General features: G+C 61.4%; 15 protein-coding genes. 12 read left to right on the plus strand and 3 right to left on the minus strand.

Features of this window, described 5'->3' with window-relative positions; all coding sequences use genetic code 11:
• Positions 1-3: 3 nt before the first annotated feature.
• A complete protein-coding gene (locus B2G88_RS05190) occupies positions 4-1,290 on the plus strand; it encodes a TIGR00341 family protein (protein ID WP_087714156.1) in 1,287 nt (428 codons plus the stop codon).
• A 230-nt stretch (positions 1,291-1,520) separates the two neighbouring features.
• Entirely contained in the window at positions 1,521-2,696 is a 1,176-nt protein-coding gene (locus B2G88_RS05195) for a Gfo/Idh/MocA family protein (protein ID WP_087714157.1), read from the plus strand.
• A 168-nt stretch (positions 2,697-2,864) separates the two neighbouring features.
• On the opposite strand, the gene psmB is transcribed toward B2G88_RS05195, so the two are convergent.
• Positions 2,865-3,596 carry an archaeal proteasome endopeptidase complex subunit beta gene (gene psmB, locus B2G88_RS05200; protein WP_054863540.1) on the minus strand — a complete coding sequence of 244 codons (732 nt, stop codon included), beginning with the start codon at positions 3,594-3,596 and terminating at the stop codon, positions 2,865-2,867.
• A gap of 144 nt (positions 3,597-3,740) precedes the next feature.
• Positions 3,741-3,911 (minus strand): hypothetical protein, encoded by a 171-nt coding sequence (locus B2G88_RS19465; RefSeq protein ID WP_176393180.1) that lies wholly within the window; start codon positions 3,909-3,911, stop codon positions 3,741-3,743.
• Positions 3,912-4,231: 320 nt separating this feature from the next.
• Between B2G88_RS19465 and B2G88_RS05205 the strand changes: the two genes are divergently transcribed.
• Positions 4,232-4,588 carry a DUF555 domain-containing protein gene (locus B2G88_RS05205; RefSeq protein WP_054863539.1) on the plus strand — a complete coding sequence of 119 codons (357 nt, stop codon included), beginning with the start codon at positions 4,232-4,234 and terminating at the stop codon, positions 4,586-4,588.
• A gap of 111 nt (positions 4,589-4,699) precedes the next feature.
• Here the strand turns inward: B2G88_RS05205 and B2G88_RS05210 are convergent, their stop codons facing one another.
• A complete protein-coding gene (locus B2G88_RS05210) occupies positions 4,700-5,335 on the minus strand; it encodes a class I SAM-dependent methyltransferase (RefSeq protein ID WP_054863538.1) in 636 nt (211 codons plus the stop codon).
• 259 nt (positions 5,336-5,594) lie between these two features.
• Here B2G88_RS05210 and B2G88_RS05215 point away from each other — a divergent pair, with 259 nt between their 5' ends.
• The 9 genes from B2G88_RS05215 to B2G88_RS05255 all read left to right on the plus strand — a co-directional run bounded on the left by B2G88_RS05215 (position 5,595) and on the right by B2G88_RS05255 (position 14,190).
• Positions 5,595-5,789, plus strand: a complete 195-nt coding sequence (locus tag B2G88_RS05215; protein WP_054863537.1) for a cold-shock protein — start codon at positions 5,595-5,597, stop codon at positions 5,787-5,789.
• A 184-nt stretch (positions 5,790-5,973) separates the two neighbouring features.
• A complete protein-coding gene (locus B2G88_RS05220; protein ID WP_054863536.1) occupies positions 5,974-6,513 on the plus strand; it encodes a CBS domain-containing protein in 540 nt (179 codons plus the stop codon).
• 70 nt (positions 6,514-6,583) lie between these two features.
• Complete coding sequence (locus B2G88_RS05225; protein WP_087714158.1) at positions 6,584-7,987, plus strand: metal ABC transporter solute-binding protein, Zn/Mn family; 1,404 nt, start codon at positions 6,584-6,586, stop codon at positions 7,985-7,987.
• 27 nt (positions 7,988-8,014) lie between these two features.
• Entirely contained in the window at positions 8,015-8,992 is a 978-nt protein-coding gene (locus B2G88_RS05230) for a metal ABC transporter permease (protein ID WP_054863535.1), read from the plus strand.
• A gap of 31 nt (positions 8,993-9,023) precedes the next feature.
• Positions 9,024-9,740 carry a cob(I)yrinic acid a,c-diamide adenosyltransferase gene (locus tag B2G88_RS05235; RefSeq protein ID WP_087714159.1) on the plus strand — a complete coding sequence of 239 codons (717 nt, stop codon included), beginning with the start codon at positions 9,024-9,026 and terminating at the stop codon, positions 9,738-9,740.
• Positions 9,741-9,855: 115 nt separating this feature from the next.
• Positions 9,856-10,668: an ABC transporter ATP-binding protein gene (locus B2G88_RS05240; protein ID WP_087714160.1), complete on the plus strand. Its 813-nt coding sequence runs from the start codon at positions 9,856-9,858 to the stop codon at positions 10,666-10,668.
• Positions 10,665-12,155 carry a hypothetical protein gene (locus B2G88_RS05245; protein WP_054863533.1) on the plus strand — a complete coding sequence of 497 codons (1,491 nt, stop codon included), beginning with the start codon at positions 10,665-10,667 and terminating at the stop codon, positions 12,153-12,155. Before B2G88_RS05240 ends, B2G88_RS05245 begins: the two co-directional genes overlap by 4 nt.
• A 170-nt stretch (positions 12,156-12,325) precedes the next feature.
• On the plus strand, positions 12,326-12,541 hold the full coding sequence (locus tag B2G88_RS05250; protein ID WP_054863546.1) for a hypothetical protein: 216 nt from the start codon (positions 12,326-12,328) through the stop codon (positions 12,539-12,541).
• 62 nt (positions 12,542-12,603) lie between these two features.
• Entirely contained in the window at positions 12,604-14,190 is a 1,587-nt protein-coding gene (locus tag B2G88_RS05255; protein WP_087714161.1) for a cobyric acid synthase, read from the plus strand.
• Positions 14,191-14,193 lie beyond the last annotated feature (3 nt).

Raw genomic sequence — 14,193 nt, forward strand, 5'->3', positions numbered from 1 at the left:
GGTATGCGTCTGGTACAGGTGTTCGTTCCACGGGGGGAACTGGACCTCGTCCTCGAGACGGTCGAATCGACCGGCCTCGACTACGGCGTCGCCGCGGAGACGAGCCACGATGAGTTCGAAGCAATCGTCTCCATCCCAACACCGCCACCTGGCGTCGAGCCACTACTCGAGGCATTGCGACGCGCTGGCCTCGACGAGCAAGCCTATACGGTCGTTACCGCCGCAGAAACCGTTGTCTCGAGTCGAGCCGATGACCTCCACGGCCAGTTTAGCGGGACGCGCATCTCTCGGGAGGAGTTACAGGCTCGAGCGGCAGATCTCGCGCCGGCAGCGTCGACGTACTACGCGTTGCTCGTCGTGAGTACGATAATCGCGACCGCTGGCTTGTTGCTGGATTCGGCGGCGACGATCATCGGTGCGATGGTCGTTGCACCGCTTATGGGACCCGCGCTGGCTGCAAGCGTCGGCGTCGTTGTCGACGACGAGAATCTCGCACAGCGTGGTGTAACGCTCCAGATAAGCGGACTCGTTCTCGCCGTCGTGACGGCGGCCGTCCTCGGATGGGTTCTCCGGGGAACCGTCCTATTGCCACCCGGTCTCGATATCACGACGATTCCACAGGTCGCCGAACGAATCAGTCCAACACTTCTCGCACTGTTTCTCGCACTCGGCTCCGGCGTTGCTGGCGTCATCAGTCTCGTTCGCGACGTCGGCTCCGTGCTGGTTGGCGTCGCGATTGCAGTCGCGCTCATTCCGCCCGCAGCAACCGCCGGCCTCGGAATCGCATGGGGCGATCCAACGGTCGTCATCACCGCCGGCACGCTCGTCCTCGTCAACATGCTCTCGATCAACCTCACCGCCTTGCTCTTGCTCTGGCTGGCAGGCTACCGGCCCGCCCAGGACACAGATCTCGAGCGAGCCTACGGCCGCCTGCGGTCGCGAGTGCTCGTTCTCGGCGTTGCAATCGTGCTCCTGACGGCCGTCCTCGGCGGCGTCACCTACGGCACGTACCAGACCGCCGCCGTCGAACACGACGTCCAGACCGAACTCGAGGCCATGAGCGCGGATCCACCGCTCGAGGGCGTCGCGTTCCAGGAAGTCGCGTTCGAATACGAACTGCTCGATGTCTACACCGGCCAACAGCCGGTCGCCACCGTTCTCGTCGAGCGCCCGCCCGGGACAGAACTTCCCGACAACTTCGCCGATGACGTCCGCGAGCGCCTCGAGACAGCAACCGGCACCTCGCTCGAGGTGATCGTCGAACTGGTCGAGACACAGCGCAGTCACTGACAGCGTGGCGTAGAGAATAGCCGTTTCAGAAACGGAGACACTATCTCGAGAATGAGTGTTAGAGAATCTATACTGTCCGTTGAGGCGATAGTAGCCGAGAGCGGTCACAACCCTTATTTCGGTGGCTGCCTGCGTGTCTGTATGAACTGGGACCGTCCGTATTTGGGATCAAAACGACAGTGTTCTCCACGACAGTGCGTCTTCCGAACCCAGAAGCGAGGTGTTTCACGGTGATTGGCACCGGAATCGGTGTCGGTATCGTTGGACTCGGCGGCATGGGGCATCTCCACGCCCGAAGTATCGAAGACCTCGGCGCTGATATCGTTGCCGGCGCGGATCTGGTTCCTGAACAACGCGACCGCTTTGGCAGTGAGTTCGACGCTGCGACGTACGAAACCCACGAGGACCTCGTCGTCGACGACGCCGTCGATGCCGTCATCGTGACGACGCCAAACCGATTCCACGAACCAATCACGGTTGCTGCACTCGAGGCAGGCTGTCACGTCCTGGTCGAAAAGCCGCTTGCACATACCCTCGAGAGCGCCGAGCGCATCGCAGCCGCTGCTGAACAGAGCGATGCTATCTGCATGGTCGGCTTCCACAACCGACACGCCGGTTCGATGGCGATGTTCAACGAACAGCACGCACGCGGGCGCTTCGGCGAGTTGACCCACATCGAAGCGAACTACGTCCGCCGACGCGGCGTTCCCGGTCCCGGCTCCTGGTTTACCGATCCCGACCTCGCCGGCGGCGGCGCGCTGCTCGATATCGGCGTCCACGCGCTCGACCTCGCCCTCTATACGCTCGAGTTCCCCGAGATCACCGAAGTCTCGGGTGTCACCCGAACGACCTTCGGCACCCGCGAGGAGTACGCCGACCCCGAGGGCTTCGGCGACAACTGGGATGCAGAAGCCGAAACCTACGAAGTCGACGACTCCGTCAGCGCCTTCATCCGCACGGCCGACGGCCAAACAATCTCACTCGAGGCCGCCTGGGCGACCAACCGCGAAGAGAGCATGGACTTCCGGATTCGTGGCACCGAAGGCGGCGCGCAGTTCGATATCGGCGATACGGACATCGAGTTGCTCGAGGCCGGCACGGCTGGCGTCGAACACTACGCGGACATTCAGTTGACCGGTGACGCCTCGATCACTGGCTACGCCCAGCAAGACGAACAGTTCCTCGACGCAATTGCAGCAGGCCGACAACCGGAGACGAACACAATCGAAGAGGCGCTGCTCGTCCAGCGCGTTATCGACGCGATCTATCGCTCGAGCGAGAGCGGCCAGGCAGAAGCCATCGAGATGCCGGAGTTGGAGCGAGCATCGGAGACGGACCTCGCGAGCGAGACGGAAAGCGAATCCGAGGCCCAATCCGAGACCGAAGCAACGACGCGCCTCGAGTAATCGAACGCGACGTTAGGATGGTTCCGGTCTACGTTTTTTTGCATTCAAGTCGAGCGAGAGTTACTGTGTGGACTCGAGACGTGAGTGCGTCGACTCGAGTTGCGACGTCGCGGTGCTGTAACTCGCGGTGAAATGGCACTCCGAAACGAAAGACGGCAGTGAGTCGTTTTAGACGACTTCGTCGAAGTCGTGGTGACCGTGGATGTCGACGCCATCCTCGGTGATCTCACAGAGGAAGACACCGTTGCCGGAGCCAGTGTCACGCTCGGCGGCGGATTTGATCGAGCGAGCGGCGATAGTCGTCGCTTCGTCGTTCGAGAGGCCGTCTTCGTAGGCCTGCTCTAAGTGACCGTAGGCAAGTTGCATCCCGGAGCCAGTGACCGTGTAGTCGTCTTTCATGACACCGCCGGCTGGGTCGATGCTGTACACGTGGCTGCCCTCGTCGTCGACGCCGCCCAGAATTGGGTGGATGGCGAAGAACGGGCCGCCGCGGGCGAAGTTGCCTGCGAGCGTCGCGAGTGCGTCGATGCTCATTCCCTCGCCGCGTCGGGATTCATAGAGATTGACTTCCGCGCGCAGCGTCGAGATGAACGACTGTGCGCCACCGACGCTGCCGACGAGGGTGAGCGCAGCGGTTGGGTGAATCTGCTCGACCTTCTGGACGTTCTTGTTCGAGACGAATCGGCCGCCGAGGCTGGCGCGCATGTCCGTCGCGATGACGACGCCGTCGGTCGTTGTGATACCAATCGTCGTCGTTCCGGTCTTGTTGACGTTGTCCAGATCGTTCATCGAGAGGTCGTTCTGGGGCATCGGACCGACTTCCGGCGCGTAGGGATCCGTGTCATCGGCCAACTGGTCGACCGTCCCGTAGAAGTCCGTGTTATGCTGAGGTGTACGCATTGACCGTACCTTACGACCGGAATAATATAAAAGACCGGCGTTCACCACCGTCGTTTCCGCTACCCATCATGTCTGGGGAGCCGACGACTCAACGCGGGTGAAACCAAAACGGAACAACCGACGGGAGAAAACGCGAGCTTGTGATTAGGGCTGGGTGGCGGTGTATGCGTCCTCGAGGTTCTCGAGGAGGCGGTGGATTGGCAGGGTGACGCCAGCCTGTCGAGCGGCAATGGCGAGGGGCATCATCGTGATGCCGACCACGATGCACAGTTGATACAGGGCGAACAGGGTTGCGTGGTACACGCGGGATATCATCAGCGTTCAGGCGAGGCTGAGACCAGGGTTGTATATAAGCTTTCCTGAACCGCGGGACGTATACCGATTGTCGAGTCGGTATAGGGTCGACGCAGTCTTGCGATTCAACTCGAGTTGCTGCAGACACAACTGCACCTGTATTCAAATCTGGATCCGGCTATGGTGGTGGGAGTTGACCTGAGCAATTCTCGTAACTTATGCGCATTATCCCTCGTTCGTGCGCGCTCTCGAGGCCGCTATGGCACGGTTGCGCATGACAGAGGACGATGCTGGCGGGGATGAACCGCAAAGAACGAAACCCTTCGGCCCTACATCCATGTATGGGAAACTATCTCGTCGCGATGGAAGCCGCATGGCTCGTCCGTGACGTTGATGCAATTGATGATGCAATCGGTGTCGCTGTCAGCGAAGCCGGAAAGCGACTTAACAGTGAGAACATGGACTACGTCGAAGTCGAAGTCGGCGCGACGGGGTGTCCCGCCTGCGGCGAACCGTTCGACTCCGCGTTCGTCGCCGCGGGAACCGCACTCGTCGGCCTCGGCCTCGAGATGGAGGTCTTCAACGCCGAGGGCGAGGAACACGCCTCACGGATCGCGAAGAGCGAGATCGGTGGCGCGCTTCGAGACGTGCCGCTGTCGGTCCTCGAAGTTATCGAAACCGAAGAAGACGACGAATAACGACTGCGTTCAGCCGCTGTGATGGCGCTGAATTGACGTTCGTTTCTTCCGTCTCGAGGCTTTCGAGACGGTGACAAAATAGACACAGAGCGACGCGACTGTCCGGAACTATTACTGAGCGTCCGACGACGGCGGTCGAAACGTCCGAATCGTCTCTCGTTCGCCGCTCGAGACGTCGACCTCGTCGAAGCCGCGACTGGTGAAAATCTCGTTCCAGTCTCGATGATAGAGCGGGAACTCGTCATCGATGTACTGGACGCTCGGGGCGGTCTCGGCTGTCTGCTCGAGGTCATCGTGTTCGATCTCAGCCGTAATGAGTACGTCACTCGTAATTCTCGAGAGTTCATCAAACACCCACGTTGCGTCTGGGTGGAGGTGTTGCAGCGTCTCAACGGAGTAGACGACGCTAAACTCATCATCAGCAAAGTCACTGACCACACCTTCGATTGCGTCGATATGGAACTCGCCGTCGGCTGCGAGGTCGGGATAGGCCTCTTCCATCACCTCGAGTGCATCACCGTTGAGTTCGATGCCGGTCACGTTCTCGAAGCCATGCTCGTACAAGTGTGCGAGATGCCGGCCGGAGCTACACCCGAGTTCGAGGACGGGCGCAGTTCGGTCGACGAACTGCTCGAGCGTCCGGCAAATTCCGTCGCTCGTGTCGTCCGGCCCGTAGTAGGCGTAGTATTCCGGTGAGTATTCTCCGGAACGGTCGGCCCACTGGCGCCGAACATCGTTAGAATTCATATCCAGTATTCTCGAGAGAGACGTAAAACCTCTTGGAGTGTGCCGTTGGGAGAGCACTCGAGAGCGCAGGCGAGAACAACGGATTCCGCAGGAATTGGCTGTAAACTGTCTGGATCGAACACGGAGACAAAAATTAGCGACCGCTGGTAGACGAATGACTCCTAGAATGGCTTTTCAGAAAATGAATTTGAGCTGGTATCGACTATTTCCGGACGAATACAGAAGCCTTAACCGTGTGGTGGGCATTTGTAGAGTTGTAATGGCAAACGGTAAAGTTGATTTCTTCAACGACACAGGCGGCTACGGTTTCATCGACACAGAGGATGCTGACGACGACGTATTCTTCCACATGGAGGACGTTGGCGGTGAGGATCTGACGGAAGGGACCGAGATCGAATTCGATATCGAACAGGCCCCAAAGGGCCCACGCGCGACGAACGTCGTCCGCAACTAATAGCGAACTGACTGTCGCTTTCCGGCGACACAAGTGAAAAGCGTTTTATACGTTTTTAGACAGTATAACTCCAAAAGCGGTGGCGCTGTCGGCCGTTCCAGCACAGACGCTCGAGTGTCCTCGAGAGTGGCTACAACTGCCACCGACCCAAAGTACTTTTGATAACCCGTAGTTATTGGCTCGTATGGAACTCCCGACGCCTGCTGATCTTCGCCAGCGCCGAACCGAACTCGGGCTGACGCAGAGTGAACTCGCCGAGAAAGCAGAGGTTTCCCAGCCCTTGATCGCTCGGATCGAAGGCGGCGATGTCGATCCACGACTCTCGACGCTACGTCGAATTGTCAACGCCTTAGAGAAAGCAGAAAGTGACGTCGTCCGCGCGAAGGACCTGATGAACGAAGCCGTTGTCAACGTCGCGCCGACGGATGCGGTCAAGGTCGCCGCACAAAAGATGGAAGAGGAAGCCTACTCCCAACTTGCGGTGATTCAAGACGGAATCCCAGTCGGCTCGATCAGTCAGAGTGATCTCGTCCATCTCGATTCTGAAGCCCGTGACGAACCCATCGAGGAACACATGAGCGAGAGTTTTCCAACCGTCTCGAAAGATGCCACGCTCGACGAGATCAGCAACCTGCTCGAGCACTACAAAGCCGTGATGATCACGGAAGCGGGCGAGACGGTCGGGATTATCACAGAAGCGGACATTGCGTCTCGGTTTTCTTGAAGACTTCCAGAACGTGACTGGGGAAGCCAAACAGTGTACATAAGGTTCCCGAGCGTCGACAAACCTATCAATGACTCGGACGCGACGGAACGTTTTACTCGGTGCCGGCGCAGTCGGTGTGGGGTTCCTCGCTGGCTGTCTCGGTGACCGTGCTGATGGCGGCGGCAGTGGGGCCGAGACTACCGATGTGTACGCCTCGTTTTTTACGCTTGCTGAGTTTACACGCTCCGTCGTCGGTGATGCGGGGACGACCGAGAACGCTGTCCCAACCGGCCAACACGGCCACGAATGGGAGCCAACGACGGACATGCTCCCGAACGTGGTCGAATCCGATGCGTTCGTCTATTTCGACGTCGAGGGCTTCCAGCCGTGGGTTGATACCGCCCGCGAGCGGATCGAAGCCGACCACGCAGACGATGTCGCCCTGATCGACGCCGCTGCCGGAATCGAACTGCGCGAGTACGATGACGACCATACACACGGGCACAGTCACGAACACGGCCACGATGACTCGCTCTCAATTCATGTGATCGCACTCGAGGACGACCACGGACACGTCGTCGCCGACGCGCACGGCGACCACTGGCACGACGTTCCGCTCGAGGTCCCAGTCGATGAGACCGTCGAGTTCACGGTGCATCTCGAGACCGACGATGGAGAGGCGCTCTCCCTTGCAGACGACGACTATACGCTCGAGTCCGCTCTCGAGGGAGACACCAACACCCTGACCGTCGAGACCAGTGGCGAGAGACTCGAGATCGACGGGCAGGAGGATGGCAATGCAACGGTCGTCCTGCGGGTGCTCGAGGATGGAACCAGTGGGTGGGAGGCCCCGCCGCTCGAGGTACAGGTTGGCGATGGCAGAGACCACGCGCACGCGGACGATGGTGGCCATGGACACGATCACGACCACACCCACGGCGACTACGACGCGAAGTTCTTCGCCGACCCCGTCCTCGCCCAAGACGGCGTCAGGAACATCCGCGACGCATTGATCGACCTCGACCCCGACAACGCCACGCGCTACGAGGACAACGCCGCCAGCTACATCGAGGATCTCGAGGCGCTTCATAGCCGATTTCAGGCCACGCTCGAGGACCGCGACCACGATCACGTCGTCCTCGCTGGCCACGACTCGTTTCAGTATCTTGCCGAACGCTACGGCTTCGAGATTCACACGCCAGTTGGCCTCTCGCCGGATGACGAGCCAAGCGGGAGAGAGATCGCCGCTGCCGTCGAGTTCGTCGAGGAACACGGCCTCGAGTACGTCCTCTGGGACTACTTCGACGGGCCGGATACCGCCGAGACGATTGCGGCGGAAGCCGAGGGCGCGGTCGAGACGGTGATGGTCTCACCCGCAGAGAGCGTCGTCGAGGAGTGGGTCGAAGATGGTCACGGCGGCTACATCGGGCAGATGGACGAAATCAATCTCCCTGCGTTCGAACGCGCACTCGGGGCAGAGAACGGGGACTAAGGACACGATGCATCCGACTATGAATAGATGAGACGCGGATTCGAACGCGCCGTCCACGCATTGCTTGGCGTCATCGGGGTCGCTGTCGTGGCCGTTTTCCTCCCGCTTGCGTTCGGACTCCTGCCCGAGCGGTTCTTCGATGCTGGCTGTCGCACAGGACGGGCACTCGGCACGGAACTGGCCTGTTACCGGTTCATGTGGAATACGATCACCGTCGGCGTCTTCATTGGCATCGTCGGGCCGGTCATCGGAACGTTCCTCGTCCACCGTGAGATGGCACTGATCGGCGAAACGCTCGCGCACACGGCGTTTGCTGGCGTCGCGTTCGGGACGCTCCTCTTTGCTGCGTCGGGCTGGGACGCGCGATTGCTGCTCGTTGCGCTCGCAGCCGCAATCGTCGGCGCACTCGGCGTCCAACTGCTTGCGACCCGAACCGGTGCCTACGGCGATGTCCCCATTGCGATCATGCTCACCGGGAGTTTCGCCCTCGGAACGCTGTTTATCGACGTCGGCGGCGGCTTCGCGTTCGTCGATATCAACAGCTACCTGTTCGGGAACATCTCGGTCACAGACGAACAGAGCGTCGCGCTGATGGCGCTGTTGAGTCTCGTCGTCGTCGGCGTCGTTGCCCTCGCGTACAACCAACTCCTGTTTATCACGTTCGACGAGCAGGCAGCCCGCGTCGCTCGAGTCCCTGTCTCTGCGTACAACGGACTCCTCATCGTGCTCACCGCGCTGGTCGTCGTCGGTTCGATGCAGATCCTCGGCGTCATCCTCGTCGCAGCGATGCTCGTCGTCCCCGTCGCAGCCGCCTCGTTGCTCGCCAGCAGTTTTCGAGAGACGCTGTATACGTCGATTGTGATCGGCGAACTCGCCGTCCTGACTGGTCTCGCCCTCTCCTGGCAGTTCAGTCTTCGCCCCGGCGGCACAATCGTAATCGTCGCGATTGCCGTCTACCTTGGCGCAGTCGTCCGCACAGAGGCCCACCCCACTCCAACAGGATAGTGAGAGATGCACTGCGCCAGTCGGTGCCTACATGTGCCATCGACCCGACGACGCCAGTATGAGCGAACAGCAACGTGGCGAGTCCCCACTCGAGAACACACCCGGCGGCGGCAAGACGCCGGAAGCGACACGGATCGAACCAGCCGCACCCGAGGAGTTTGGCCTTGTCCAGGCCTGGTGGGGCGATGGCAAAGGCAAAACCACCGCAACGCTCGGAATGGGCGTCCGCGCTGCCGGTCACGGCTATCGCGTGCACCTCTTGCAGTTCATGAAAGGCGGGGCCTCGAGCGTCGACGCCGTCCGCGGCGAGTACAACGCAATCGAAGCGCTTCCGGGGATCAGCTACGAAAATCTCGGCCACTACGGCTGGCACGGCATGGCCGACGGCAGCGACGATGCGGGCCACGAAGCCGAGGCACAGGCCGGACTCGAGCGCGCAACGGAGCTACTCGAGGCGGCTGCGAGTGCCGACCTCTCGGAACCTATCGACCTCGAGGCCGACCCCGAGGAAGGAGTGCACATGCTGATCCTCGACGAAGTGCTGTACGCTGCCGACCGCGGGCTAATCGACGAAGCCGACGTACTCGAGTTGATCGACACCAAACCCGACGACCTCGAGTTGGTACTCTCTGGTAGTCATGAGAAGCCGACGTATCTCGAGGACCACGTCGACTTGCTCACGAACGTTCGGAAAGACCGCCATCCAATCGAGGACGGCCAGCGCGCCCGTCAGGGAACGGAGTTCTGAGAGGAGTCGCTTACCAGCGATCACCGCGATAGGTTGGTAACCAGTCACAAGAGTATCGATGAGTCGACTGCCGATGCCAGCATAGTTATTACCGATCATTGATAAGTGTCGCTGAATGGGCATCATACGGGTGGACAGACTCTGCAAGTCCTACGGCACAGTACAGGCGGTCGACGGCATGGACTTTCACGTCGACCGTGGCGAGGTGTTTGGCTTTCTCGGCCCAAACGGTGCCGGGAAGACAACGACACTCCAGGCGCTGACTGGCCAACTCGAGCCGGATTCGGGAACGATTCGCGTCCTCGACACCGATCCGACAGTCGAGCCACTCGAAACACGCCGGCGTGTCGGTATCGTCCCCGAACGTGGCTCGCCACCGAGCTTTCTTACGCCGCGTGAGTACCTCGAGTTCGTCGGCGACGTTCGCGATCTCGAGGCCGACACTGTCGCTGATCGGATCGACCACTGGGCAGACCGACTCGGCTTTCGGGGCAAACTCGAGACGCTGCATACCGATCTCTCGCGCGGTCAGCAACAGAAAGTGATGATCGCACAGGCGTTCATCCACGAACCCGACGTCGTCCTGATCGACGAGCCACTTGCGAACCTCGATCCGCTGGTCCAAGAGCAGGTCAAGCGGTTTCTCACCGCGTACGCGGCCGACGATAACGCCGTGTTCGTCTCAACGCACAACATCGATGTCGCCGAGGAAATCTGTACGCGCGTGGGCATCGTCGCCGACGGCAAACTCGTCACCGAGCGAACGCTCACCGCGACAGGCGACGAAGATGCCAGCGCGGAGAGCGACAGTAGCTCAGCTACAGATACTCCCTTGCTCGAGGTCTTCCTCGAGCACGTCGGCGATGCCGCGACGCGAGATATGCCAGTCTCAGCACTCGAGAGCGACGACCCACACGCACAGCCATGAGCGCGGTGACTCGCTTAGCCGGCGGGCAAACGACAACCTGGCGGCTGTTCACGACGCTGGTCCGCGAGGAGTGGCGACTCCACGTGCGACTGTTCGGTGGCTGGCGATTTGCCGGCTTTCCGCTCGTCATCGCCGCATTGGCCATCGGTGGCGTCGTCGCACTCGAGACGACTGGGACCGACGCAACGACGATTGTCACCGGACTCCACGTCCTTGCGCTTGGATTCGGTCTCTACAGCGGCACGGCCGCCTTCGCAGGCTCGTCGATGCTCGAGAACGTCTTCGGCCGACTCTCACTCGTCCTCTCGACGGCGGAGACGTTGCCACTGTCGCGACGGCGGCTGCTCGGGCTCTTTCTCCTGAAGGATCTGCTGTTTTACGGCCTCGTTGTCGTGGCCCCGATGGCGCTCGCTGCTGTTCCACTCGCAGCAGCGGGCGACCTGTCGTTCCGTGCGCTGCTCGAGATTCCCGCATTGTGGCTCTCGTTGGGCCTCGTCTTTGCCGCCGGGATGACGGTGACTGTCGCACTGATCGCCGCGCGCAGTCGGAGCGTGCCGGTGTGGATCATCGGACTCTCGGTCGTGATTCTTGCACTTGGGCTGTGGACGACCGGTCTGCTCGAGCCCGCTCGAGGCCTGCTCGTCCCTGTTTCGGGGTCGCTGGCAACGGCGGGTGGGCTCGCACTCGCGACGGCCATCGCCAGTGTCACAGCAGTTGCGGCGTTCGATCCGACAGACGGCCGCCCCGCCCAGCGCGAGGCAACAAGCGCACGGTTCGGCCAGCTACGTGAGCGTCTCCCGACCGGTACGAGGACTGACGCGCTCGTCGCGAAGAGCTTACTCGACCTCACGCGGTCGGCTGGCGGCGTCTGGAAACCCTTTGTCTCGGCAGGCATCCTGTTCGCGCTCGTGGTCGGCCTCGTCGGCGTCGTCGAATCGATCACCGGCATCGAACCCGCGCCGGGGATTCTCTTCGGCGGCGTCCTCGGCCTCTCGGCGTTTACCACCTACAACTGGCTCACCCAGTTCGACTCGCTCGAGGCGTATCGAATCTACCCGGTTTCAGTCACGGATGTCTTTCGCGCAAAGCGAATCGCATTCGTCCTGGTCGGTGCGCCAGCGGTCGCAGTACCGTATCTCGCAGCAGTGCTCTGGTACGGCGCAACGCCCCTCGACGCCGCCGTCGGCGCGGTGCTGCTTGCGGGCTATGGCCTGTACTACTATGGGCTCACGGTCGCCGTCGCCGGCTTCGATCCCAACGAGTTCCTGTTCGATTCGGTCCGCTTTACCGGCTTTACCGTCGGCATTGCCATTCCACTCGTCCCAGCGCTCGTGGCTGGCTTCGTCACTCCCTCACCGACGCCCATACTCGCCGTCGGCCTCGCTGGTGCGGGACTCGTCTGTGGTGCACTCGGCTACATCCTCTCGAGTCGCGCAGGCCCACGCTGGGAGCGGCGATATCGCGAGGGAAATGAGTCCGCTAGCTGATCAATTCTCGATCCCATTCGACAGTGGGAACAAACCGACGCCCCACGAGTGCCACGCGAACGCCTGGACTGGCAGTGTTGCTCGAGTGAGGGGAAAAGTATCGCCGATCCTGAAAGTGACTTTCATCTGCAAGGCGTAGCCCGAACCGGGTGTCCGTGGTCGGCTGGGGCATGAAGGTCATCTTCAAACCCGGTAACGCCGACGAGGAGATCAACTGCGTCGACTTCCGCGAGTACGAACAAGGCATTGTCCCCCACAACGAGGAGGGATACAACATCGGCTACGTCCCCCACGAAATCCTGAGCCATATCGAACCGCACAGTGGTGAGGAAGTCGTCTTCGAAGATGGTGAGAAGCCGGTTCCGGGCAACGACGAGGACGAATAGCGCCGTCGACACCGAAAACCGATAGGCCGATACGCCCGACTCGCGTGGCGTGTCGTACGCGGATGACTCACACCCTGCTGGTTGCTGGTACCGCAAGCCACGTCGGCAAATCGACCGTCGCCGCCGGTCTCTGTCGCGTGCTTGCCGACCAGGGCATCGATGTCGCCCCATACAAAGCACAGAACATGAGTAACAACGCTCGAGTCGTTCCCAGTCCGCCCTCGAGTGACGGACTCGCGGACGACTCGAACACGCAGTGGGGCGAAATCGGCGTCTCACAGTTCGTTCAGGCGCGAGCAGCGCGGATGACAGCGACGACTGACTGCAACCCCGTTCTGTTGAAGCCTCGAGGCGATGGCGAGAGCCAACTCGTCGTGCAGGGTCACGCCCGCGAACACGTCCCTGCGTCCCAGTACTACGACAATTTTTGGGACGATGCATGCGAGCGCGCCCTCGAGTCCTACGAGCGACTCGCAGCCGAGAACGACGTGATCATCGCCGAAGGCGCGGGGAGTATCGCCGAAATCAATCTTCACGACCGCGATCTTGCAAACGTCGAAACAGCCCGATTTGCCGACGCCGACATCCTCCTGCTCGTCGATATCGAACGCGGTGGCGCGTTCGCCAGTCTCTATGGTACCCTCGAACTCATGCCCGCCGCGTTGCGCGAGCAGGTCGTCGGTGCGGTCATCACCAAATTCCGCGGCGACCCGTCGCTGCTTGAGGACGGCATCACGGAAATCGAGTCCCGAACGGACGTTCCGATACTCGGTATCCTCCCCTACGACGACCCCGGACTCCCCGAAGAGGACAGCCTTTCACTGCCCGCTCGAGACGAGGTGGGCGTCCTCGGCGACGACGATGGCGTGCCCGCCGACAACCGACTCCGAATTGCGGTGCCGCGACTTCCCCGACTCTCGAATGCGACCGATCTCGAGGCGCTCGCGGCCGAACCTGGCGTGTCGGTGGTGTTCGTTCCCGTCGCTGAGGACAGCCACGCCACAGAGATGGACCCACTCGAGGCCGTCGCGGCCGACGCAGTCGTTCTCCCGGGGACGAAGAACACGGTCGACGACCTCCGCGGCCTTCGCGAGTCGCCAGTTGGCGATGCGATCAGGGCGTTCGACGGCCCAATCGTCGGTCTCTGTGGGGGCTATCAACTGCTCGGCGAGCGGATCACGAATGCCACACTCGAGAGCACCGACGACACTGACACCGTTCCCGGTCTGGGGCTGCTCCCGGTCGAAACCCGGTTCGAGGAGACCAAGCACCTCGAGCAGACGACGGTGACGGTCGACGGAACGGCCACTCCGTTGCTCGCTGGGGCAGATGGCGAGCGAGCAACCGGCTACGAGATTCACGCTGGTCGCACCCGCCCGCTCGAGGAGGTTTCAGTGCCACTCGAGGAGGCAAGCGCTGCCCGGGGGGCCGTCCTCGGGACGTATCTCCACGGTCTGTTCGATACCGCGGCTGTGCGAACCGCATTTCTCGAGGCTGTCGCAGTCGCTGCGGGTATCGAGTGGCCGCCTGCAGCGGACACAGATGGGGAGACAGACTCAGGCACAACCCCGTATGACCGCGCTGCAGCGCTCGTCCGGGACAACATTGATCTCGAGGCGCTCGGGGTCGGCCCGGATTTCGATCCGTAGATC

It is taken from the genome of Natronolimnobius baerhuensis (assembly GCF_002177135.1).
Lineage (GTDB): Archaea > Halobacteriota > Halobacteria > Halobacteriales > Natrialbaceae > Natronolimnobius > Natronolimnobius baerhuensis.

Coding starts and splice junctions, on each gene's coding strand:
- B2G88_RS05190 (WP_087714156.1), top strand. CDS start 4: ATGCGTCTGGTACAGGTGTTCGTTCCACGGGGGGAACTGGACCTCGTC.
- B2G88_RS05230 (WP_054863535.1), top strand. CDS start 8,015: ATGAGACGCGGATTCGAACGCGCCGTCCACGCATTGCTTGGCGTCATC.
- B2G88_RS05245 (WP_054863533.1), top strand. CDS start 10,665: ATGAGCGCGGTGACTCGCTTAGCCGGCGGGCAAACGACAACCTGGCGG.
- B2G88_RS05205 (WP_054863539.1), top strand. CDS start 4,232: ATGGGAAACTATCTCGTCGCGATGGAAGCCGCATGGCTCGTCCGTGAC.
- B2G88_RS05215 (WP_054863537.1), top strand. CDS start 5,595: ATGGCAAACGGTAAAGTTGATTTCTTCAACGACACAGGCGGCTACGGT.
- psmB (WP_054863540.1), bottom strand. CDS start 3,596: ATGCGTACACCTCAGCATAACACGGACTTCTACGGGACGGTCGACCAG.
- B2G88_RS05240 (WP_087714160.1), top strand. CDS start 9,856: ATGGGCATCATACGGGTGGACAGACTCTGCAAGTCCTACGGCACAGTA.
- B2G88_RS19465 (WP_176393180.1), bottom strand. CDS start 3,911: ATGATATCCCGCGTGTACCACGCAACCCTGTTCGCCCTGTATCAACTG.
- B2G88_RS05225 (WP_087714158.1), top strand. CDS start 6,584: ATGACTCGGACGCGACGGAACGTTTTACTCGGTGCCGGCGCAGTCGGT.
- B2G88_RS05235 (WP_087714159.1), top strand. CDS start 9,024: ATGTGCCATCGACCCGACGACGCCAGTATGAGCGAACAGCAACGTGGC.
- B2G88_RS05220 (WP_054863536.1), top strand. CDS start 5,974: ATGGAACTCCCGACGCCTGCTGATCTTCGCCAGCGCCGAACCGAACTC.
- B2G88_RS05210 (WP_054863538.1), bottom strand. CDS start 5,335: ATGAATTCTAACGATGTTCGGCGCCAGTGGGCCGACCGTTCCGGAGAA.
- B2G88_RS05255 (WP_087714161.1), top strand. CDS start 12,604: ATGACTCACACCCTGCTGGTTGCTGGTACCGCAAGCCACGTCGGCAAA.
- B2G88_RS05250 (WP_054863546.1), top strand. CDS start 12,326: ATGAAGGTCATCTTCAAACCCGGTAACGCCGACGAGGAGATCAACTGC.